3 protein-coding genes and 1 pseudogene are annotated in these 17,490 nt (G+C 49.3%); 1 reads left to right on the plus strand and 3 read right to left on the minus strand.

The genetic code is table 11. The annotated features are described in order from the left end of the window. Nucleotides 1-336: 336 nt before the first annotated feature. The 3 genes from AAC852_RS19510 to AAC852_RS20205 are packed head-to-tail and all read right to left on the minus strand — an operon-like array spanning nucleotide 337 to nucleotide 16,005. A complete protein-coding gene (locus AAC852_RS19510) occupies nucleotides 337-12,750 on the minus strand; it encodes a non-ribosomal peptide synthetase (protein ID WP_479715112.1) in 12,414 nt (4,137 codons plus the stop codon). Between the two features lie 47 nt (nucleotides 12,751-12,797). After that, a complete protein-coding gene (locus AAC852_RS20200; protein ID WP_479715113.1) occupies nucleotides 12,798-15,701 on the minus strand; it encodes an amino acid adenylation domain-containing protein in 2,904 nt (967 codons plus the stop codon). Then, nucleotides 15,676-16,005, minus strand: coding sequence for an AMP-binding protein (locus AAC852_RS20205; protein ID WP_479715114.1), 330 nt, complete (start codon nucleotides 16,003-16,005; stop codon nucleotides 15,676-15,678). The genes AAC852_RS20200 and AAC852_RS20205 overlap by 26 nt, the downstream gene beginning before the upstream one ends. Before the next feature lie 1,027 nt (nucleotides 16,006-17,032). On the opposite strand from AAC852_RS20205, the pseudogene AAC852_RS19515 reads away from it, so the two are divergent. Further along, nucleotides 17,033-17,490: pseudogene (locus tag AAC852_RS19515) on the plus strand (prolyl oligopeptidase family serine peptidase); the annotation flags it as partial.

Consider the following 17,490-nt stretch of genomic DNA (forward strand, 5'->3'; position numbering starts at 1 on the left):
ATATAATATTCAGCAAGAGAAAATATGCTGTAGTAAAATCCCAATGATAACGATAGATTATCTCCTGATTTCTTTTTCCATTCCATTACCAATGAGCAGGGGATGGAGATAAATATGAACAAGTTTATTTTTAAGTAACTTACTGTATCTGTCAGAATATTATATTTAACATAATATACATTATGCGAACCTTCGTTGTAACAGCAAAGTTGTAATGTCCGCCTTGGGCTAAGTTAAGAAATTCTATTTGGAAGAGATGTCCGGCCATGATAAACATCTTTGACCGGACAATATTACCGTCAATAATCGCTTGCTATTCCTGCAATATCACTGACATTACACAGCCTCCGCTTCACAATCCATTGCCAATGCCATACTTAAAGTTTTAGCCAAAATGGTTTTATTTTTACTATCCTCCATTAGGCTAAAATGGTCGCCCGGTATAGATGTTAGCTGGAGCAAAGAATCAGGCACGACCTGCTTCCAGCCTAACGACGGTTCCATACTCAACGAAGGTAATGCGGCTTCCGTAACGAAAGGGATCTGCGGATAAGATTCTCTTGCATAGAATTGGTGGAGCGTTATCGCCAATGCTTGTGGTTCATATTTTTTGACCATTTGCATATAATTTACCATCTGTTCCCAACGCCTTGCGATCAAGTCAGGACGCAGGTTCGTTGGGTAGAGTTCCAGTTCCTGCGCCGCGGCAATAAATTGCACCAAATTCAGTTTATCAATTCTCTGATGCAATACCGCAATTTCCTCTTCATGTTCCCCACCCGACTGTTTTGCCAGTTCCGCAAGAAACTGGAGTTTTGGTTGAATGACCTGTTGCCTGAAGCAGTGAGGGGCAGGTGTATCAATCAACCCCAGGAAATCGACGGTCTCACCGGCATTCAAAAGTTGCTGGGCAATGGCATAAGCCAGTACACCACCAGAAGAGTAACCGTAGATCCGGTATCGGCCTTCCGGTTGAACTACCTTCATAAAGGTGATCATTTTGGTGGCCAATGCTTCAATAGTCGATACCTGCTCTTCATTGATGGACGGCCAGGGCAATGCATAAATCGGATAGTCTGATTGGATATGTTTAGCTAATCCAAAGACATAGGAGTAATCATCCATTCCACTGGGCACAAAGAATAACGGCGGTTCCATTCCGGATGACCGCACAGGTATCGCACTGCTTTGCGGCTGAGACAATGGATCTAATGTGATTTTTGATACCAGTTCAGCCAGCACAGGGAATTGGAATAGGTTATTCAATGTACACATCAAACCACGATCTGCGGCAAGGTTTATCATTCGCATAGCAAGCAGTGAGTGTCCACCCAACGCAAAGAAATTGTCATACCGGCCTATTTGCTCAACCTCCAGCAATTCACTCCAGATGGCTGCCAATGCGATCTCAGCCTCCCCCTGCGGAGCTTCATAGGCTTGATGAGCAAAAGCATTTTGATCAGGGTCCGGCAGTGCCCGACGATCCAGTTTACCGTTAGGGGTCAGAGGAAATGCGTTCAGACGTACAAAAGCCGCCGGTATCATATAATCAGGCAAAATAGCACTCAGATGTTCATGCAAACGGGCAGCCAATCCGTTATCTTCTTCTGCTACGACATAAGCGATCAAACGTTTATCCTGCCCATCACCCAGAGCCAGTACGATAGCTTCACGCACTGTCGGGTACTCCGTCAGCCGAGCTTCTATCTCACCCGGTTCAATACGGAATCCCCGGATTTTCACTTGCTGATCGTTACGACCAACAAATATCAGGTTACCATCCGGTAAGTAGCGGGCTAAATCCCCGGTTCGGTACATCCGTGCACCCGGTGTCTGATTAAATGGATCAGCCAGGAAACGTTCAGCGGTCAGATCTGGACGGTTGAGATAACCACGCGCTACACCATCACCACCAATATACAATTCCCCTACCGCTCCCAATGGAACTGGTTGGCCGCAGGCATCCAGCAGATAAACACAGGTGTTGGCCGTTGGACGTCCAATAGGCGTTAATACATCGATATAATCTGCCGGACAACGCCAAGTGGTGGCACATACCGTGATTTCTGTCGGGCCATAAGCATTGAACAGTGTGGCCCGGCCACGCAGTGCCTGGAGCAGTGCCGCACTGGGAGCTTCCCCTCCCAGTATCAATGTTGGCTTTATGTTTATCTCCGGTAAATCCACACCATCTCTCAACAGAGCCGGTGTCAGGCAGGCATGAGTCACTGTCTGTTCTTCCAGATAATGCCAGAAACGGTGCGGATCCTGACGAACCGTGTCGGCAGGAATATCCAGAGTGGCACCACCACACAATGCCATCATAATTTCCCAGACGCTGGCATCGAAACCAAATGAAGCGAATTGCAACATTCGGCTATGGGAATGAATGTCAAACTGATTGATTTTATCTCGGATAAGGTTAACCAACCCACGATGTTCGACCATCACTCCTTTTGGCATACCAGTCGAACCGGAAGTATAAATCACATAGGCCAGATGACGTGAAGTTAACACAGGAATCTGCGGGTTGTTGTCTGGCTGGTCAGGCAGGTTATTGGGGTCGAGTACGGTTAATCTCGTCAGTGCGTCTTCACCCAGTACGGTACGCCCTGTATTATCCGCCAGTACTACCAACGGAGCAGCATCATTCAGCATATACGCCAGACGATCACTCGGATAGGCAGGATCCAGTGGTACGTAAGCACCACCCGCTTTCAGTACTGCCAATAGCCCCGCTATCCTTGATGGTGAACGGTCCACACAAATCGCTACCCGTTGATCAGCCTGCACACCCAGCTCAATTAATTGGTGAGCCAGTCGGTTAGCATAACCGTTCAATTCCGCATAACTTAAGACTTGCTCTTCATAGATCAACGCCGTGGCATCAGGGTTTTTCTCCACTTGTTGTTCAAACAGTTGATGAATGCACAGTTGGCTAGGGTACGCTGTTTCAGTCGCGTTCCAGGTTTTCAGTAACAAGTTCTTCTCTGTCTCAGGCAGGATTTCCAGCATCCGCACCGGCGTTTCTGGGGCCTGTTCAAGTGCCTCCACCAAACTTTCCAGCGCCTGTTGCATATAACCACATACCCGCTCCGGATCAAATGGCTGGACAATTTGCGCGGTTAAACCTAGCGCCTCACCAAAATCTTCCACTGACAGCGTAAACGGATAATTAGTTCGTTCCTGTGCGCCAAGAAATTCAACACCGTCCATGATTTCATTCGAAGCCGTCGGCAATGCGTTGTGCCGATAGTTCAGCAAGGTACTGAACAGTGGGGTTCCGCCTTGTACCCCACTGCAACGTTGAGCCAGCGCCAGTGACGCATGTTCATGTGTCAACAATCCCGCCAACCAGCGATGTGTCACCTGTACACTGTCCTGTACCGAGGTATTATCCATATCCAACCGTAGCGGCAAGGTATTGATAAACAGTCCCATGCCATTGTCTGCACCTTCACCGGCTGCCATACGCCCGAACAGTACTGTGCCGAATACCACTTTTTCCTGCCCGCTGGTACGCGACAATACCTGCGCCCAGGCCAGATGACACAAGGCAGCCAGGCTAACGCCCAAACGTCGTGCCTGGCTGCGTAAACGTTCATTCAGATCTGCGGTCAACATCCGATGCGATTCTGTAATTTGCGAGCCATCATGATGAACTTCTGTCAATCCGAACGGCAACGTCGGCTCATCCACCTCAGCCAACATGTCAGTAAAGAAGCGAATATGTTGCTCCTGACTTATCCCCAGCCGAGCCTGTGCCACCAGATTACGGAAAGGTACTGGCACAGGTAGCTTATTTTCAGGTAGATCGTTTTCCTGTCCATCAAGATAGACCTGAATTTCGTTGCTCATCACATCCAACGCGGTATGGTCACCAATCAGATGGTGCATCAGTTGCAGTACAATCCAGCGGCCATCGGTCTCAGGTGCCACGACAAAACGCAGCAACGGCGCCTGACTCAGGTCAATACGATATCGGCGCGGATCAAAATGTTGAGCTAACTGGTCACTGACTGGTCCATCAATGGGATCTAGTGTCAATTCAGTCACTGACAATCGCACTTGACGACAAACCACCTGAGCCGGAACAGATAATCCTTCCCAAATAAAAGCAGTACGCAGGATGTCATGACGGTCAATTACCTGTTGAACCGCAGCCAAATAACGATCCAACAGAGGACGATCAGCAAAAGCCATCCGACCAGCCAGTAAATACGGGTCACCTTCGTTTGCCAATAAATGGTGGAACAGAATGCCGTCCTGTAACGGCGACAGGGCATAGATATCCTGAATGTTGGTAATTCCGCCCGGCACCTGTTCAACAATGTGGTCAATCTCAGACTGGGTCAGATCAATCAACGGTAACATTTCCGGTGTCAGCTTCGTCGTTGCTGACGTAATGACGTTGGCAGGCACACATTCGCCCTGATTCAGTTTCAAGGTTTGAGCAAGTTCAGACAATACAGGAGATTGGAACAGGTCACGTACTGCCAGTGTAAAACCCAAATTACGCAAACGTTCGACCATGCGCACCGCGAGCAACGAATGACCACCCAACGCAAAGAAACTGTCATAGCGGCTTATCTGCTCAACGCCCAGTAAGTCATGCCAAATCGCGGCGAGGGCGGTTTCTGTTTCCCCTTGTGGTGCCGCGTAAATCTGGCGTGCAAAGGCTTCTTCCCCTGGCATCGGTAGTGCCCGATGATCCAGTTTGCCGTTAGGTGTCAGTGGAAATGCGTCCAAACGTACAAAGGCCGCTGGTACCATGTAGTCAGGCAATGACGCGCTCAGATGTTCACGCAGACGGTTAACCAGTCCGTCATCCGCATCTGCTACCACCGTTTCTACCACCACATAAGCAACCAGGCGTTTGTCCTGTCCATCACCCAATGCCAATACCTGCGCTTCACGTACTGCGGCATGTTCTGTCAGCCGAGCTTCAATTTCCCCCGGTTCAATCCGGAAACCACGAATTTTAATTTGCTGATCGTTGCGGCCAACAAATACCAAATTGCCATCTGACAGGTAACGAACCAAATCCCCGGTTCGGTACATCCATGCATTGGCTGCGTCACTAAACGGATCAGCCAGGAAACGTTCAGCGGTCAGATCTGGACGGTTGAGATAGCCACGTGTAACCCCGGCACCACCAATATACAACTCCCCCACCGCTCCCAAAGGCACAGGTTGGCTGAGGGCATCCAGCAGATAAATATAGGTGTTAGCCGTCGGACGCCCAATAGGAATGAGTCCATCCTGATAGTCTGATGGACAACGCCAGGCGGTAGCGCAAACGGTGATTTCTGTCGGCCCATAGGCATTGAATACCGTTGCCCGACCACTCAGAGCCTGGAGCAAAGCAACACTGGGAGCCTCACCGCCCAGTATTAATGTTGGTTTGATCGTCAGCGCCGGTAAATCAGCGCCATCCCGCAGCAGAGCGGGTGTCAAACAAGCGTGAGTTACCGATTGCTCTTCCAGATAATGCCAGAGGCGGCGCGGATCCTGACGAACCGTATCATCAGGAATAGCCAGGCTGGCGCCACTGCTTAATGTCATCATAATTTCCCAGACACTGGCATCGAAACCAAATGAAGCGAATTGCAACATCCGGCTATGGGGATAAATAGCGAACTGGGTGATTTTATCCTGAATGAGGTTAACCAGACCGCAATGTTCAACCATTACCCCTTTCGGCGTACCCGTCGAGCCAGATGTGTAAATCACATAAGCCAGATGACGGGCGGTCAATGCAGCGACTTGTGGGTTATTATCTGGTTGATCGGTGTCCGGCTGATCAAGCAATGAATTCGGATCAAGAACAACTTGCTGCGAAAGTATTTGCTCATTTAATGCTGAACGTCCGGTATTATCTGCCAACAAAATCGCGGGTGCAGCATCGGTCAAAATATGAATCAGCCGCTCACCCGGATAAGCGGGATCCAGCGGCACGTAAGCCCCCCCCGCTTTCAATATTGCCAACAGCCCCACTATCCGTGCCGGTGAACTTGCCATACAAATTGCTACCCGTTGATCCGGCACGACACCCAGCGCGATAAGCCGATACGCCAGCCGATTAGCACGGATATTCAATTCCGCATAGCTAACGGATTGGTTTTCATATACCAACGCTGTAGCATCTGGGGCGTTCTCCACCTGTTGTTCAAACAGTTGATGAATGCACAATTGGTCAGGATAGGTTGTTTCGGTCGCATTCCAGGTTTTCAGCAACAATGTGCGCTCTGTTTCTGGCAGAATTTCCAACATCTGTACTGGCATTTCCGGCGCCTGTTCAAGCGCTTCTGTCAGGCTCTCCAGAGCCTGCTGCATATAACCACATATCCTTTCTGGATCAAAAGGTTGTACTACCTGAGCAGTCAGTCCCAAATCGGAACCACCATCCTCTACCGACAACACAAACGGGTAATTGGTCCGCTCCTGTGCCCCAAGGAATTCAATTCCGCTGATGATTTCATCCGGCGTGACTGGCTGTGTATTATGTCGGTAATTCAATAACGCATTAAACAGCGGTGTCCCACTGGCTACCCCACTGCAACGTTGGGCCAGTGCCAATGATGCATGTTCATGCGCTAATAATCCTGCCAATCGGGTATGAGCGGCCTGTACACTCTCTCGTACCGGAGTTTCATCTATATCCAACCGTAACGGCAGGGTATTAATAAACAGCCCCATGCCATTGTCGGCGCCTGCGCCAGCCTGCATACGTCCGAACAACACTGTGCCAAATACCACTTGTTTCTGACCACTGGTACGCGACAACACCTGCGCCCAGGCTAAATGACACAGCGCTGCCACACTGACACCCAAACGCTGGGCCTGATTACGCAGACGGCTATTCAGTGCAGGCGTCAGCATTCTGTGCGATTCCGTTACCTGCGAGCCGTCATGATGTACTTCCGTCAATTCGAACGGCAACGTCGGCTCATCCACCGCCGCCAGCATATCGGTAAAGAAACGGGTATGCTCCGGCTGGCTGGTGCCCAACCGCGCTTGCGCCACCAGATAACGGAAAGGTGTCGAAACCAGCAAGCTGTCTTCCCGTCCGGTAAGATACGCCCGAACTTCCCTGTTCATTACTTCCAGCGTGGTATGGTCGCCAATCAGGTGATGCAATAGTTGCAGTAAGATCCAGCGGCCATCAGTATCCTGAGCAATAACAAAACGCAACAATGGGGCCTGACTCAGGTCAATACGATGCTGGCGCGGATCAAAGCGTTGAGCCAGTTGGTCACTGATCGACCCATCAGCCGGATTGAGTGTCAATTCTGTGATAAATAAGGAAACTTGACGACAAACCACCTGAGCCGGAGTTGATAATCCTTCCCAGATAAAAGCGGTACGCAGAATATCATGGCGATCGACCACTTGTTGAACTGCGGCCAGATAACGGTCCAGCAAAGACCGATCCGCAAAAGCCTGTTGGGTTATCAAAAGATAAGGATCGCCTTCGTTTGCCAGCAAATGGTGGAATAAAATACCATCCTGTAGTGGTGACAGGGCATAGATATCCTGAATGTTGGCAATCCCGCCCGGAACTTGTTCAACTATGCGGTCAATCTCAGGTTGGGTCAGATCAATCAACGGCAACATTTCTGGCGTCAGCGTAATAATATCCGGTGTAATGCCGTTGTCAGGTACTCTGATTTCATAATGTTGAGCCAGAGACTGGGCCAAAACACTGAGTGTCGGATGCTCGAATAGTGTTTGGATAGATACGCCCAACCCCATACGCCGTAAACGTTCAATCATCCGTACAGCAAGCAGTGAGTGACCGCCCAGCGCAAAGAAACTGTCGTGCCGGCTAATCCGCTCAACCTCCAGCAATTCACTCCAGATAGTGGCAAGCGCGTGCTCAATTTCCCCTTGCGGCGCTTCGTAAACCTGGCGGGCAAAAGCATGTTGATCAGGCACCGGCAACGCCTGGCGATCCAATTTTCCGTTCGGAGTCAACGGAAAAGTATCCATACGCACAAAAGCCGCCGGTATCATATAGTCAGGTAAAATAGCACTCAGATGTTCACGCAGACTGACGGCCAGTCCGTTATCCGCTTCAGCCACCACATTATTTTCCACTACATTCTTTTCCACTATATAGGCAACTAAACGCTTATCCTGACCGTCACCCAACGCCACTACTAATGCTTCACTCGCCGACGGATGTTCAGTCAGGTGCACTTCGATTTCCCCCGGTTCAATACGGAAGCCACGGATTTTAACCTGCTGGTCATTACGACCGGCAAACACCAAATTGCCATCCGGCAGGTAACGGGCTAAGTCCCCGGTACGATACATTCGGGCATCGGTGTTATCACTAAACGGATCTACCAGGAAACGTTCGGCAGTCAGCTCAGGGTGATTGAGATAGCCACGGGCCACACCCACACCGCCAATATATAACTCACCGACTGTGCCTAGCGGCACCGGCTGACCGTGTTTGTCTAACAGATAGATACGTTTGTTAACTGTCGGTCTACCGATGGGAATTGCTCCCTCTGTATAGTCTGATAGGCAATTCCAAATGGTGACGCAAACAGTGTTTTCCGTCGGGCCATAAGCGTTGAACAAATCTGTCCGACCACACAATGTCTGAAACAAGGCGGTAGCCGGTGTTTCTCCTGCAAACATTAATGTGGGTTTTATGGATATTTCCGGCAAATCGGCGCCATCGTGGAACATGGCTGGTGTCATGCAGGCGAGTGTTATTCCCTGTTCTTCCAGGAAATGCCAGAGACGGTGCAGATCTTGCCGGATTGTTTCAGTCGGAATAACCAGCATAGCCCCACTGCTCAACGCTACCATGATTTCCCAGACGCTGGCATCGAAGCCAAATGAGGCAAACTGCAATATCCGGCTAGTTACGCCAACATCAAACTGAGCAATTTGTTCCAGCGCCAGGTTAACTACACTCTGATGTTCAATCATCACCCCTTTCGGTCTGCCAGTAGAGCCGGAAGTGTAGATCACATACGCCAGATGCCGTGAAGTGAGATCAGGAACCTGCGGGTTACTGTCCGGTTGATCTGGCAGGGTATTTGGATCGAGTATAGTTAGCGTCTTCAGTGCTTCTTCACCCAGTGCCGCCCGTCCAATATTATCCGCCAGCAAAATAGTTGGTGCAGCATCAGTAAGCAAATAAGCCAGCCGTTCACCCGGATAAGCCGGATCTAATGGTACATAAGCCCCGCCCGCTTTCAACACCGCCAGCAATCCCATTATTCTCGCCAGTGATCGTGTCACACAAATGGCTACCGGTTGGTCTGGTATTACACCTAATGCAATCAGTTGATGCGCTAATCGGTTGGCACGGGCATTCAATTCAGCATAGTTGAGCGTTTGGTTTTCATATTTTACGGCTAGGGCGTATGGGGTTCTCTCTACCTGTTGTTCAATCAACTGATGAATACATAACTGTTCAGGATACGGCGCTACAGTCGCATTCCAAGTTTCCAGCAATAATGTCCGCTCAGTGGATGACAAAATATCTACGGTCGTGACTGATTGTTGAGGATGGTTCACCATCGCCCGCAATAGGGCCTGCAAATAGCCGACCTGTCTTTCAATTGTTTCAGGATCGAACAGGGCAGAAGAATAATTCAGTTCCCCAACAACCTTACCCGCCTTTTCTGTCAATTCCAGTTGCAGATCGAATTTAGCGATATCGTATCCCTGTACGACTGGTGTCACCGCTAATCCCGGTAGTTGCCACTCTTCTGTGTCACTCTCCTGCCAGGCAAACATCACCTGAAATAACGGGGTATGTTCCGGTCTGCGGGGCGGTTGTACGATCTCAACCACCTGCTCGAAAGGCAGATCCTGATGCTCCTGTGCACCCAGTATCGTCTGCCGCACACGCCGGAGCAGTGTGACCATATCCGGTGTACCGGACAGATCAATGCGCAATGCCAGTGTATTGACAAAGAATCCGATCAGCGGCTCGATCTCTCGCCGGTTGCGGTTGGCACTCGGTATACCGATCACCAGATCATCTTGCCCTGACAGACGTGACAATAATGCTGCCCAAGCGGTCAGCAATGTCATAAATAATGTGGTGCCGTGTTGTTGTCCCAACTGTTTCAGAGCCTGTACCAATGTGGCATCAATCTGCACAGGTATCTGTCCGCCGGTAAATGATTGTTGGGATGGGCGGGGTCGATCTGTCGGCAATTCCAGCAATACCGGGGCATCGGCCAGTGTACGGCGCCAGTAATCACTCTGCACCCGCAACCCTTCAACAGAGAATACCTTACGCTGCCAAGCGGCATAATCAGGATATTGAATAATCAGCGAGGGCAATGGATCAGGCTGTTCATTCAAGTAAGCCGAATAAAGGGCGCTCAGTTCTGATTTCAATATCCCTAAAGACCAACCATCCGACACAATGTGATGCTGAGTCAACAAGAAAATGTAATCCTCATCGGACTGCTGTATCAGCGTGCAACGAATTAAGGGGCCACGAGCAAGATCAAACGGCTTTTTTGCTTCCTGTGCGTACAGAAGCTTAAGTTGCTCATCGACTTCAGGCTCGTTACGCAGATCGTATTGTTTCACCAGCAAACCAGACTCCGCTGGCAACAGTTCAACCTGAGGCTGACCGTCAGCCATGATAAAGACTGAACGCAGCGCTTCGTGACGGGCAAATAGACGATTCAAAGCCTGCTGCCAGACGGTAATATTAAGCTGACCACGCAAATGCAGTACCAGCGGAATGTGATAGGTGTCACTGACGCCATCAAACTGCGCCAGGAACCACAAACGTTGTTGAGCGAATGACAACGGTAAAGCACTATCACGGGGTATGGGAATAATCTCAGACAATCTATTCCTTCCCTCATTGCGTTGGGCGTTGATCCTCTCCGCAAAGGCCGCAAGTGACGGTGATGTAAATAAGGCAACCAGCGGTAGTTCAACACCGAAAGCAGCGATACGATTCATGACCCGTACCGCTAACAGTGAATGACCACCCAACGCAAAGAAGTTGTCATACCGGCTGATCTGCTCAATGCCTAATAATTCACTCCAGATAGCCGCTAATGCAGTTTCTGTCTCCCCTTGTGGTGCTGCGTAAGCTTGTCGGGCAAAAGCATTTTGCTCCGGCTCCGGCAACGCCCGACGATCCAGTTTGCCGTTTGGCGTCAGCGGGAAAGCGTCCAGACGCACAAAAGCTGCCGGCACCATATAATCAGGCAAAATAGCACTCAGATGTTCACGCAAACGGGCAGCCAGTCCGTTGTCTTCTTCCGCCACGATGTAGGCGAGCAAACGTTTGTCCTGCCCGTCACCCAGCGCCAGCACACACGCTTCGCGCACCGTAGGATATTCTGTCAACCGCGCTTCGATTTCCCCCGGTTCAATCCGAAAACCACGGATTTTCACCTGCTGGTCATTACGGCCAACAAACACTAGATTGCCATCCGGCAAATAACGGGCCAAATCTCCGGTACGATACATTCTCGCATCAATTGCATCACTAAACGGGTCGGCCAGAAAACGCTCGTCAGTCAGGTCAGGAAGATTGAGATAGCCGCGTGTCACACCGACACCACCAATATACAGCTCCCCCACTGCCCCCAATGGTACTGGCTGACCGTAGTCATCCAGCAGATAAATTCGGGTATTCGCCGTCGGACGCCCAATAGGCACTAATGCCTCAGTATAGTTTAACGGACAACGCCAGTGGGTGGCACACACGGTAATTTCTGTCGGGCCATAGGCATTAAACAGCGTGGCCTGCCGGTTTAATGTCTGGAGTAGCGCTGGACTGGGCGCTTCGCCACCCAATATCACGGTCGGCTTTATCGTCAGCGCCGGTAAATCAGCCCCATCCCGTAGCAGAGCCGGAGTTAAACAAGCGTGCGTCACCGCTTGCTCTTCCAGATAATGCCAGAGGCGGCACGGATCCTGACGAACCGTATCGTCAGGAATAGCCAGGCTGGCGCCACTGCTTAATGTCATCATAATTTCCCAGACACTGGCATCGAAACCAAATGAAGCGAACTGCAACATCCGATTACCGGAATGAATACCAAACTGGACAATTTTATCCCAAATAAGATTGACCAACCCACGATGTTCCACCATCACCCCTTTGGGCACGCCGGTAGAACCAGAGGTATAAATTACATAGGCCAAATGACGGGAAGTCAGCGCCGATACCTGCGGGTTGTTATCCTTTTGATTAGGATCCGTTTGATAAGGCAAGGTATTCGGATCAAGCAGAGTCAAACCGACAAGCGCCTCCTCGCCCAACGCTACCTGTCCAGTCTCATCAGCCAATATTATTGAGGGGGCAGCATCATTCAGGATATGGGCCAGACGTTCTCCGGGATAAGCTGGGTCCAGCGGCACATAGGCACCACCGGCTTTCAGCACCGCCAACAAACCCACCACCCGCGCCGGTGTGCTTGCCATGCAAATCGCTACCCGCTGATCCGGCTCGATTCCCAGTGCAATCAGTTGATGAGCCAGCCGGTTAGCATCAGCATTCAATTTGGCATAGTTAAGGGTTTTTCCTTCATACACTAATGCTGTAGCGTCAGGCGTTTTTTCTACCTGCTGTTCAATCAACTGATGAATGCATAACTGCTCAGGATACGGTGTTTCAGTCGCGTTCCAGGTTTCCAGTAATAATGTACGTTCCGCTTCAGGCAAAATGTTCAGTGCCCGTATCGGTGTTTCCGGTGCCCGCTCCAGCGCTTCGACCAGACTTGCCAGCGCCTGTTGCATATAACCACATACCCGATCCGGCTCAAACGGCTGTACTACCTGTGCGGTCAGCCCCAGAGTAGCTCCCCGTCCTCCACCGACAGTACAAACGGATAGTTGGTTCGTTCTTGTTCACCCAGGAATTCGATACCCGGTACAACCTCATATGGGATCAGCGGTTGCTCATTATGCCGGTAGTTCAACAGGGCACTAAACAGTGACGTGCCGCCCGCTACCCCACTGCAACGTTGGGCCAGCGCCAGTGAAGCATGTTCATAATCCAGCAATCCTGCCAGCCGGGATTGTGCCAACCGTACACTGTCGTGTACTGGCGTGTTATCCATGTCCAGCCGCAACGGCAACGTATTGATAAACAGCCCCATGCCGCTGTCAGCCCCTTCTCCTGCCGCCATGCGCCCAAACAATACCGTGCCAAACACCACTTTTTCCTGACCACTGGTTTGCGACAATACCTGCGCCCAGGCCAGATGACACAATGTTGCCACACTGACGCCCAGGCGTTTTGCCTGCTGACGAAGGCGGTCGTTTAACTCCGGCGATAACATTCGGTGCGATTGTGTGACATGCGAACCATCACGATGCACTTCGGCTAGGCCAAACGGCAGCGTTGGCTCATCCACATCAGCCAGCATATTGGTAAAGAAGCGGGTATGTTCTGCCTGATTGACATTCAACCGGGCCTGCGCCACCAGATTGCGAAAAGGCATCGGTATCGGCAAGTTGTCATTCTGTTCGGCAAGGCAGATCTGCACTTCACGGTGCATGACTTCCATTGTTGTATGGTCACCAATCAGGTGATGCTGCAATTGCAGTACATGCCAACGGCCATCGGTTTCCTGCGCCACTACAAAGCGCAATAACGGAGCCTGACTCAGATCAATACGATACTGACGCGGGTCAAAACGATGAGCCAATTGCTCACTCACTGGTCCATTAGCCGGGTCCAGGGTTAGTTCCATGACCGATAAAGGCACTTGACGCCAGACCACCTGTGCCGGTGCAGATAATCCCTGCCAGATAAATGAGGTTCGCAGGATATCATGGCGATCAACCACCTGTTGCACTGCCGCCAGATAGCGCTCCATCAGTGCCCGATCAGCAAAAATCATCGGATAGGTTAGCAGATAGGGATCACTTTCCTTTGCCAACAGATGATGGAACAAAATACCGTCCTGTAATGGCGACAGAGCATAGATATCCTGAATATTGGTAATCCCGCCCGGCACCTGTTCAACAATGTGGTCAATCTCGGACTGGGTCAGATCAATCAGGGGCAACATTGCTGGTGTCAGCACAGTGGTCTCTGGGGTAATGACATTCGGCGGTATTACTACAACTTGATGTTGATCCAATGTCTGGGCCAGTTCTGACAATACCGGACACTGGAACAGATTACAGGCGGTCAGTGTCAATCCCAGATTGTGCAGGCGTTCAATCATCCGTACGCCAAGCAAAGAATGGCCACCCAACGCAAAGAAACTGTCATGTCGGCTAATACGCTCAATACCCAGTAATTCACTCCAAAGGGTCGCCAGAATAATCTCCATCTCCCCTAACGGTGCTTCATAAACCTGACGGGCGAAGGCGTCTTCCCCCGGTGCTGGCAACGCCCGGCGATCCAATTTACCATTCGGTGTTAATGGGAATTCATCCAGACGCACAAAAGCCACCGGTATCATATAATCCGGCAATAGCGTACTCAGGTGTTCACGCAGACGAGCAGCTAATCCGTCATTCTCTTGGGTCAGCACATAGGCAACCAGTTGTTTGTCCTGCCCCTCGCCTAACGCCAGCACCACAGCTTCACGTATCGCCGGATATTCCACCAGCCGAGCTTCAATTTCCCCCGGTTCAATTCGGAATCCGCGGATTTTCACCTGCTGGTCGTTACGGCCCAAGAATTCCAGATTGCCGTCCGGCAGATAGCGGGCCAAATCCCCGGTTCGGTACATACGCGCATTCGGTTTATCGCTAAATGGATCTGTGAGAAAGCGCTCAGCGGTCAATTCAGGACGATTGAGATAACCGCAGGCCACTCCGTCACCCCCGATATAAATCTCACCGATCATCCCCAATGGCACCGGCTGACCATCAGCATCCAGTAAATAAATCCGGGTGTTGGCAATGGGTCGGCCAATAGGAATAGTCGTCGTACCCGATGCTAACGTGTGAATATGGTAGGTCGTGGTAAATGTGGTTCCCTCACTCGGACCGTAGACATTCAATAGCTTTTGTGGCGGGTTTTTACGCAGTACTTGAGCAATGACATGCGGATCGAGGACATCTCCCCCAACCAGCAGCATTTTAAGTTGAGGCTGCACCGGGGATAACTCCTCCGCCAGCCGGTTAAACAGCCCGACACTCATCCACAGGACCGTAATGCGATGCGCCTGTAACGCCTGAACAAAATCCCGCGGCGTCAGTAACGTGGTATGATCAATAACCACCAGTGCAGCACCGTTGAGCAATGGTGCCCAAACTTCAAAGGTGCTGGCATCGAAAGCCGGATTAGCGGCGAAAGCAATCCGGTCATTGGGTTCGATGTCAGCATAACCATTATTAATAACCAACCGGACGACAGCACGGTGAGGCACAATGACCCCTTTGGGTATACCAGTCGAACCAGAGGTGTACATGATATACGCAGGCCCGGTACTGACACCCAATAAATTAAGATTGTGATGTTCTTCTTCATGAATCGGTTCTGTCTCGCTGGGAAGACGGAGCCGCGGGACAACTAATTCGGCCGGGATCGCCGCCTGCATATCAGTCAGCAATAATTTGGCGGCGCAATCGCTTATCAGCCAGTTTTTCCGTTCATCCGGCACATTCGGGTCAACAGGAACATAAACCGCACCAGACTTGAGAATAGCTAACTGAGCTACCACCAATTCAATGGAACGCTCCAACAGAATCGCTACATGATCACCCAGGACAAATACCCTGTTCAATCAGTTGAGCCGCTAACCTGTTAGCCTGAGCATTCAGCTCCGCATAATTCAGTATTTGATCCCCGGCAATTAACGCTACAGCAGCCGGGGTTTTCTCTACTTGTTGTTCAAACAACTGATGAATACATAGATGGTCAGGATACGGGGTTTCCGTGGAGTTGCAGATTTCCGGCAACAGAGAATATTCAGTCTCAGATAAGCCATTAAACTTTTCTGTAAATATGTCATCACTCATTTTTTCTGACGACATATCCACTACCCCAGCTTCAAGAATATTATTCTTGCTGGTAATGCTGTCTTTCATTTTTTTACTACCTCAACGAATCTATTGGATATTTGAAAACTGTTATATCTGCTGTTTTTAAATTGCTTATTTACGTCAGGTAACTATCACAATTGTTTTGTTTTATTTTTTGAGAAAATAAGAACGGGCACGCCGAGTATCGAAATATACTCAGGAAACATTTTCTCTCAGGTATTAGTTTTTCCATTTCGGTTAATAATCTGCCAACCAAAAATCAGGCAGCAGTCATCCCCGCCACAACGGAATAAACAGCTCACTTAATAAATTGGGAGAAGTTATTTCATTTTTTCCCTGTTCTTAGATAAACGTCTTTGATCTACCGCAATTTTTATTAATAGGCGCTTAATTACACAACTAAATGAAAACGGATGGATTGAATATATCGATAGGAAATTTCGACAAGTCATTACTGTATTTTTCACACTTATGATTAATATCAAAAACAAACTATTTCATATGAAATCAGTAAGTTAAAATCATCACTGATAAAAAATAACCATATCCTATTTTGTCACTTTCAAATTTAGTTACTGTTTTAAATCATGAATGAATTTAGTGACAAAATGAAACGATCACAATTATAAAATAATTTACGGTATATTATTTTATATTAATAAAAAACATTTTAGACATGATCCATCATTGATATTAACACCTAAAATATACAGTCATGATAATAAAAAATGATATAGATAATTTCTTGACAAAATATAATCAAGATTAATTTGGCTGAAAAAATGAACAACACAAAGCTCTGCTCTGTCGATAATATCTAGAAATTCTCAGTGTTTTGACATCATAAAACTCAATATAAAAATAAAATAACGTTAACATTAGAGATATAATGCTGCCTGAAAGCCCTATTTATTCACGTAAAGAAAATGTTTCTGTTTTCTTCATGCTGAAATATATGTTGGAAATAACGCTTATTTTATTTTTCACTATTAGAAGGAGCTTGATTTTGCCAGTTACTAATCGACGCAAGTTTATTAAAATCTGTGCGCAAACCGCAGGAGGCGTCTTTGCAATGGCGGCCCTGCCCGGCAGTATTCGTCTTGCAATAGCCGCAGACAACGGGGTTGTCACCAGCGATGAATTCCTGTGGCTGGAAGATCTACAGGGTGAAACCGCGCAACGGTGGGTAAAGCAGGAAAACCAGCGCACCATCGCGCGTTATACTCAGGGGGGAGGTTTTCGTAAGTTAGAGCAGCAGGTACTGAATATCCTTAATAAAGACACTCGGATCCCGTGGGTCAATAAGCATGGCGATTACTACTATAACTTCTGGCAGGATCAGGCTAACCCTCGCGGCCTGCTTCGGCGTACCACGCTGCAAGAGTACCGTAAGGCCAAACCAGCATGGGAAACAGTGCTGGATATTGACGCACTGGGTAAGGAAGAAGGTAAGGATTGGCTCTACCACGGTTTACAGCCTCTGGCACCAGAATATCGCTACTGCCTGATGAAGGAGTTGCCACGGATGGT

Source organism: Xenorhabdus siamensis (genome assembly GCF_037996745.1).
Classification (GTDB): Bacteria; Pseudomonadota; Gammaproteobacteria; order Enterobacterales; family Enterobacteriaceae; genus Xenorhabdus; species Xenorhabdus indica.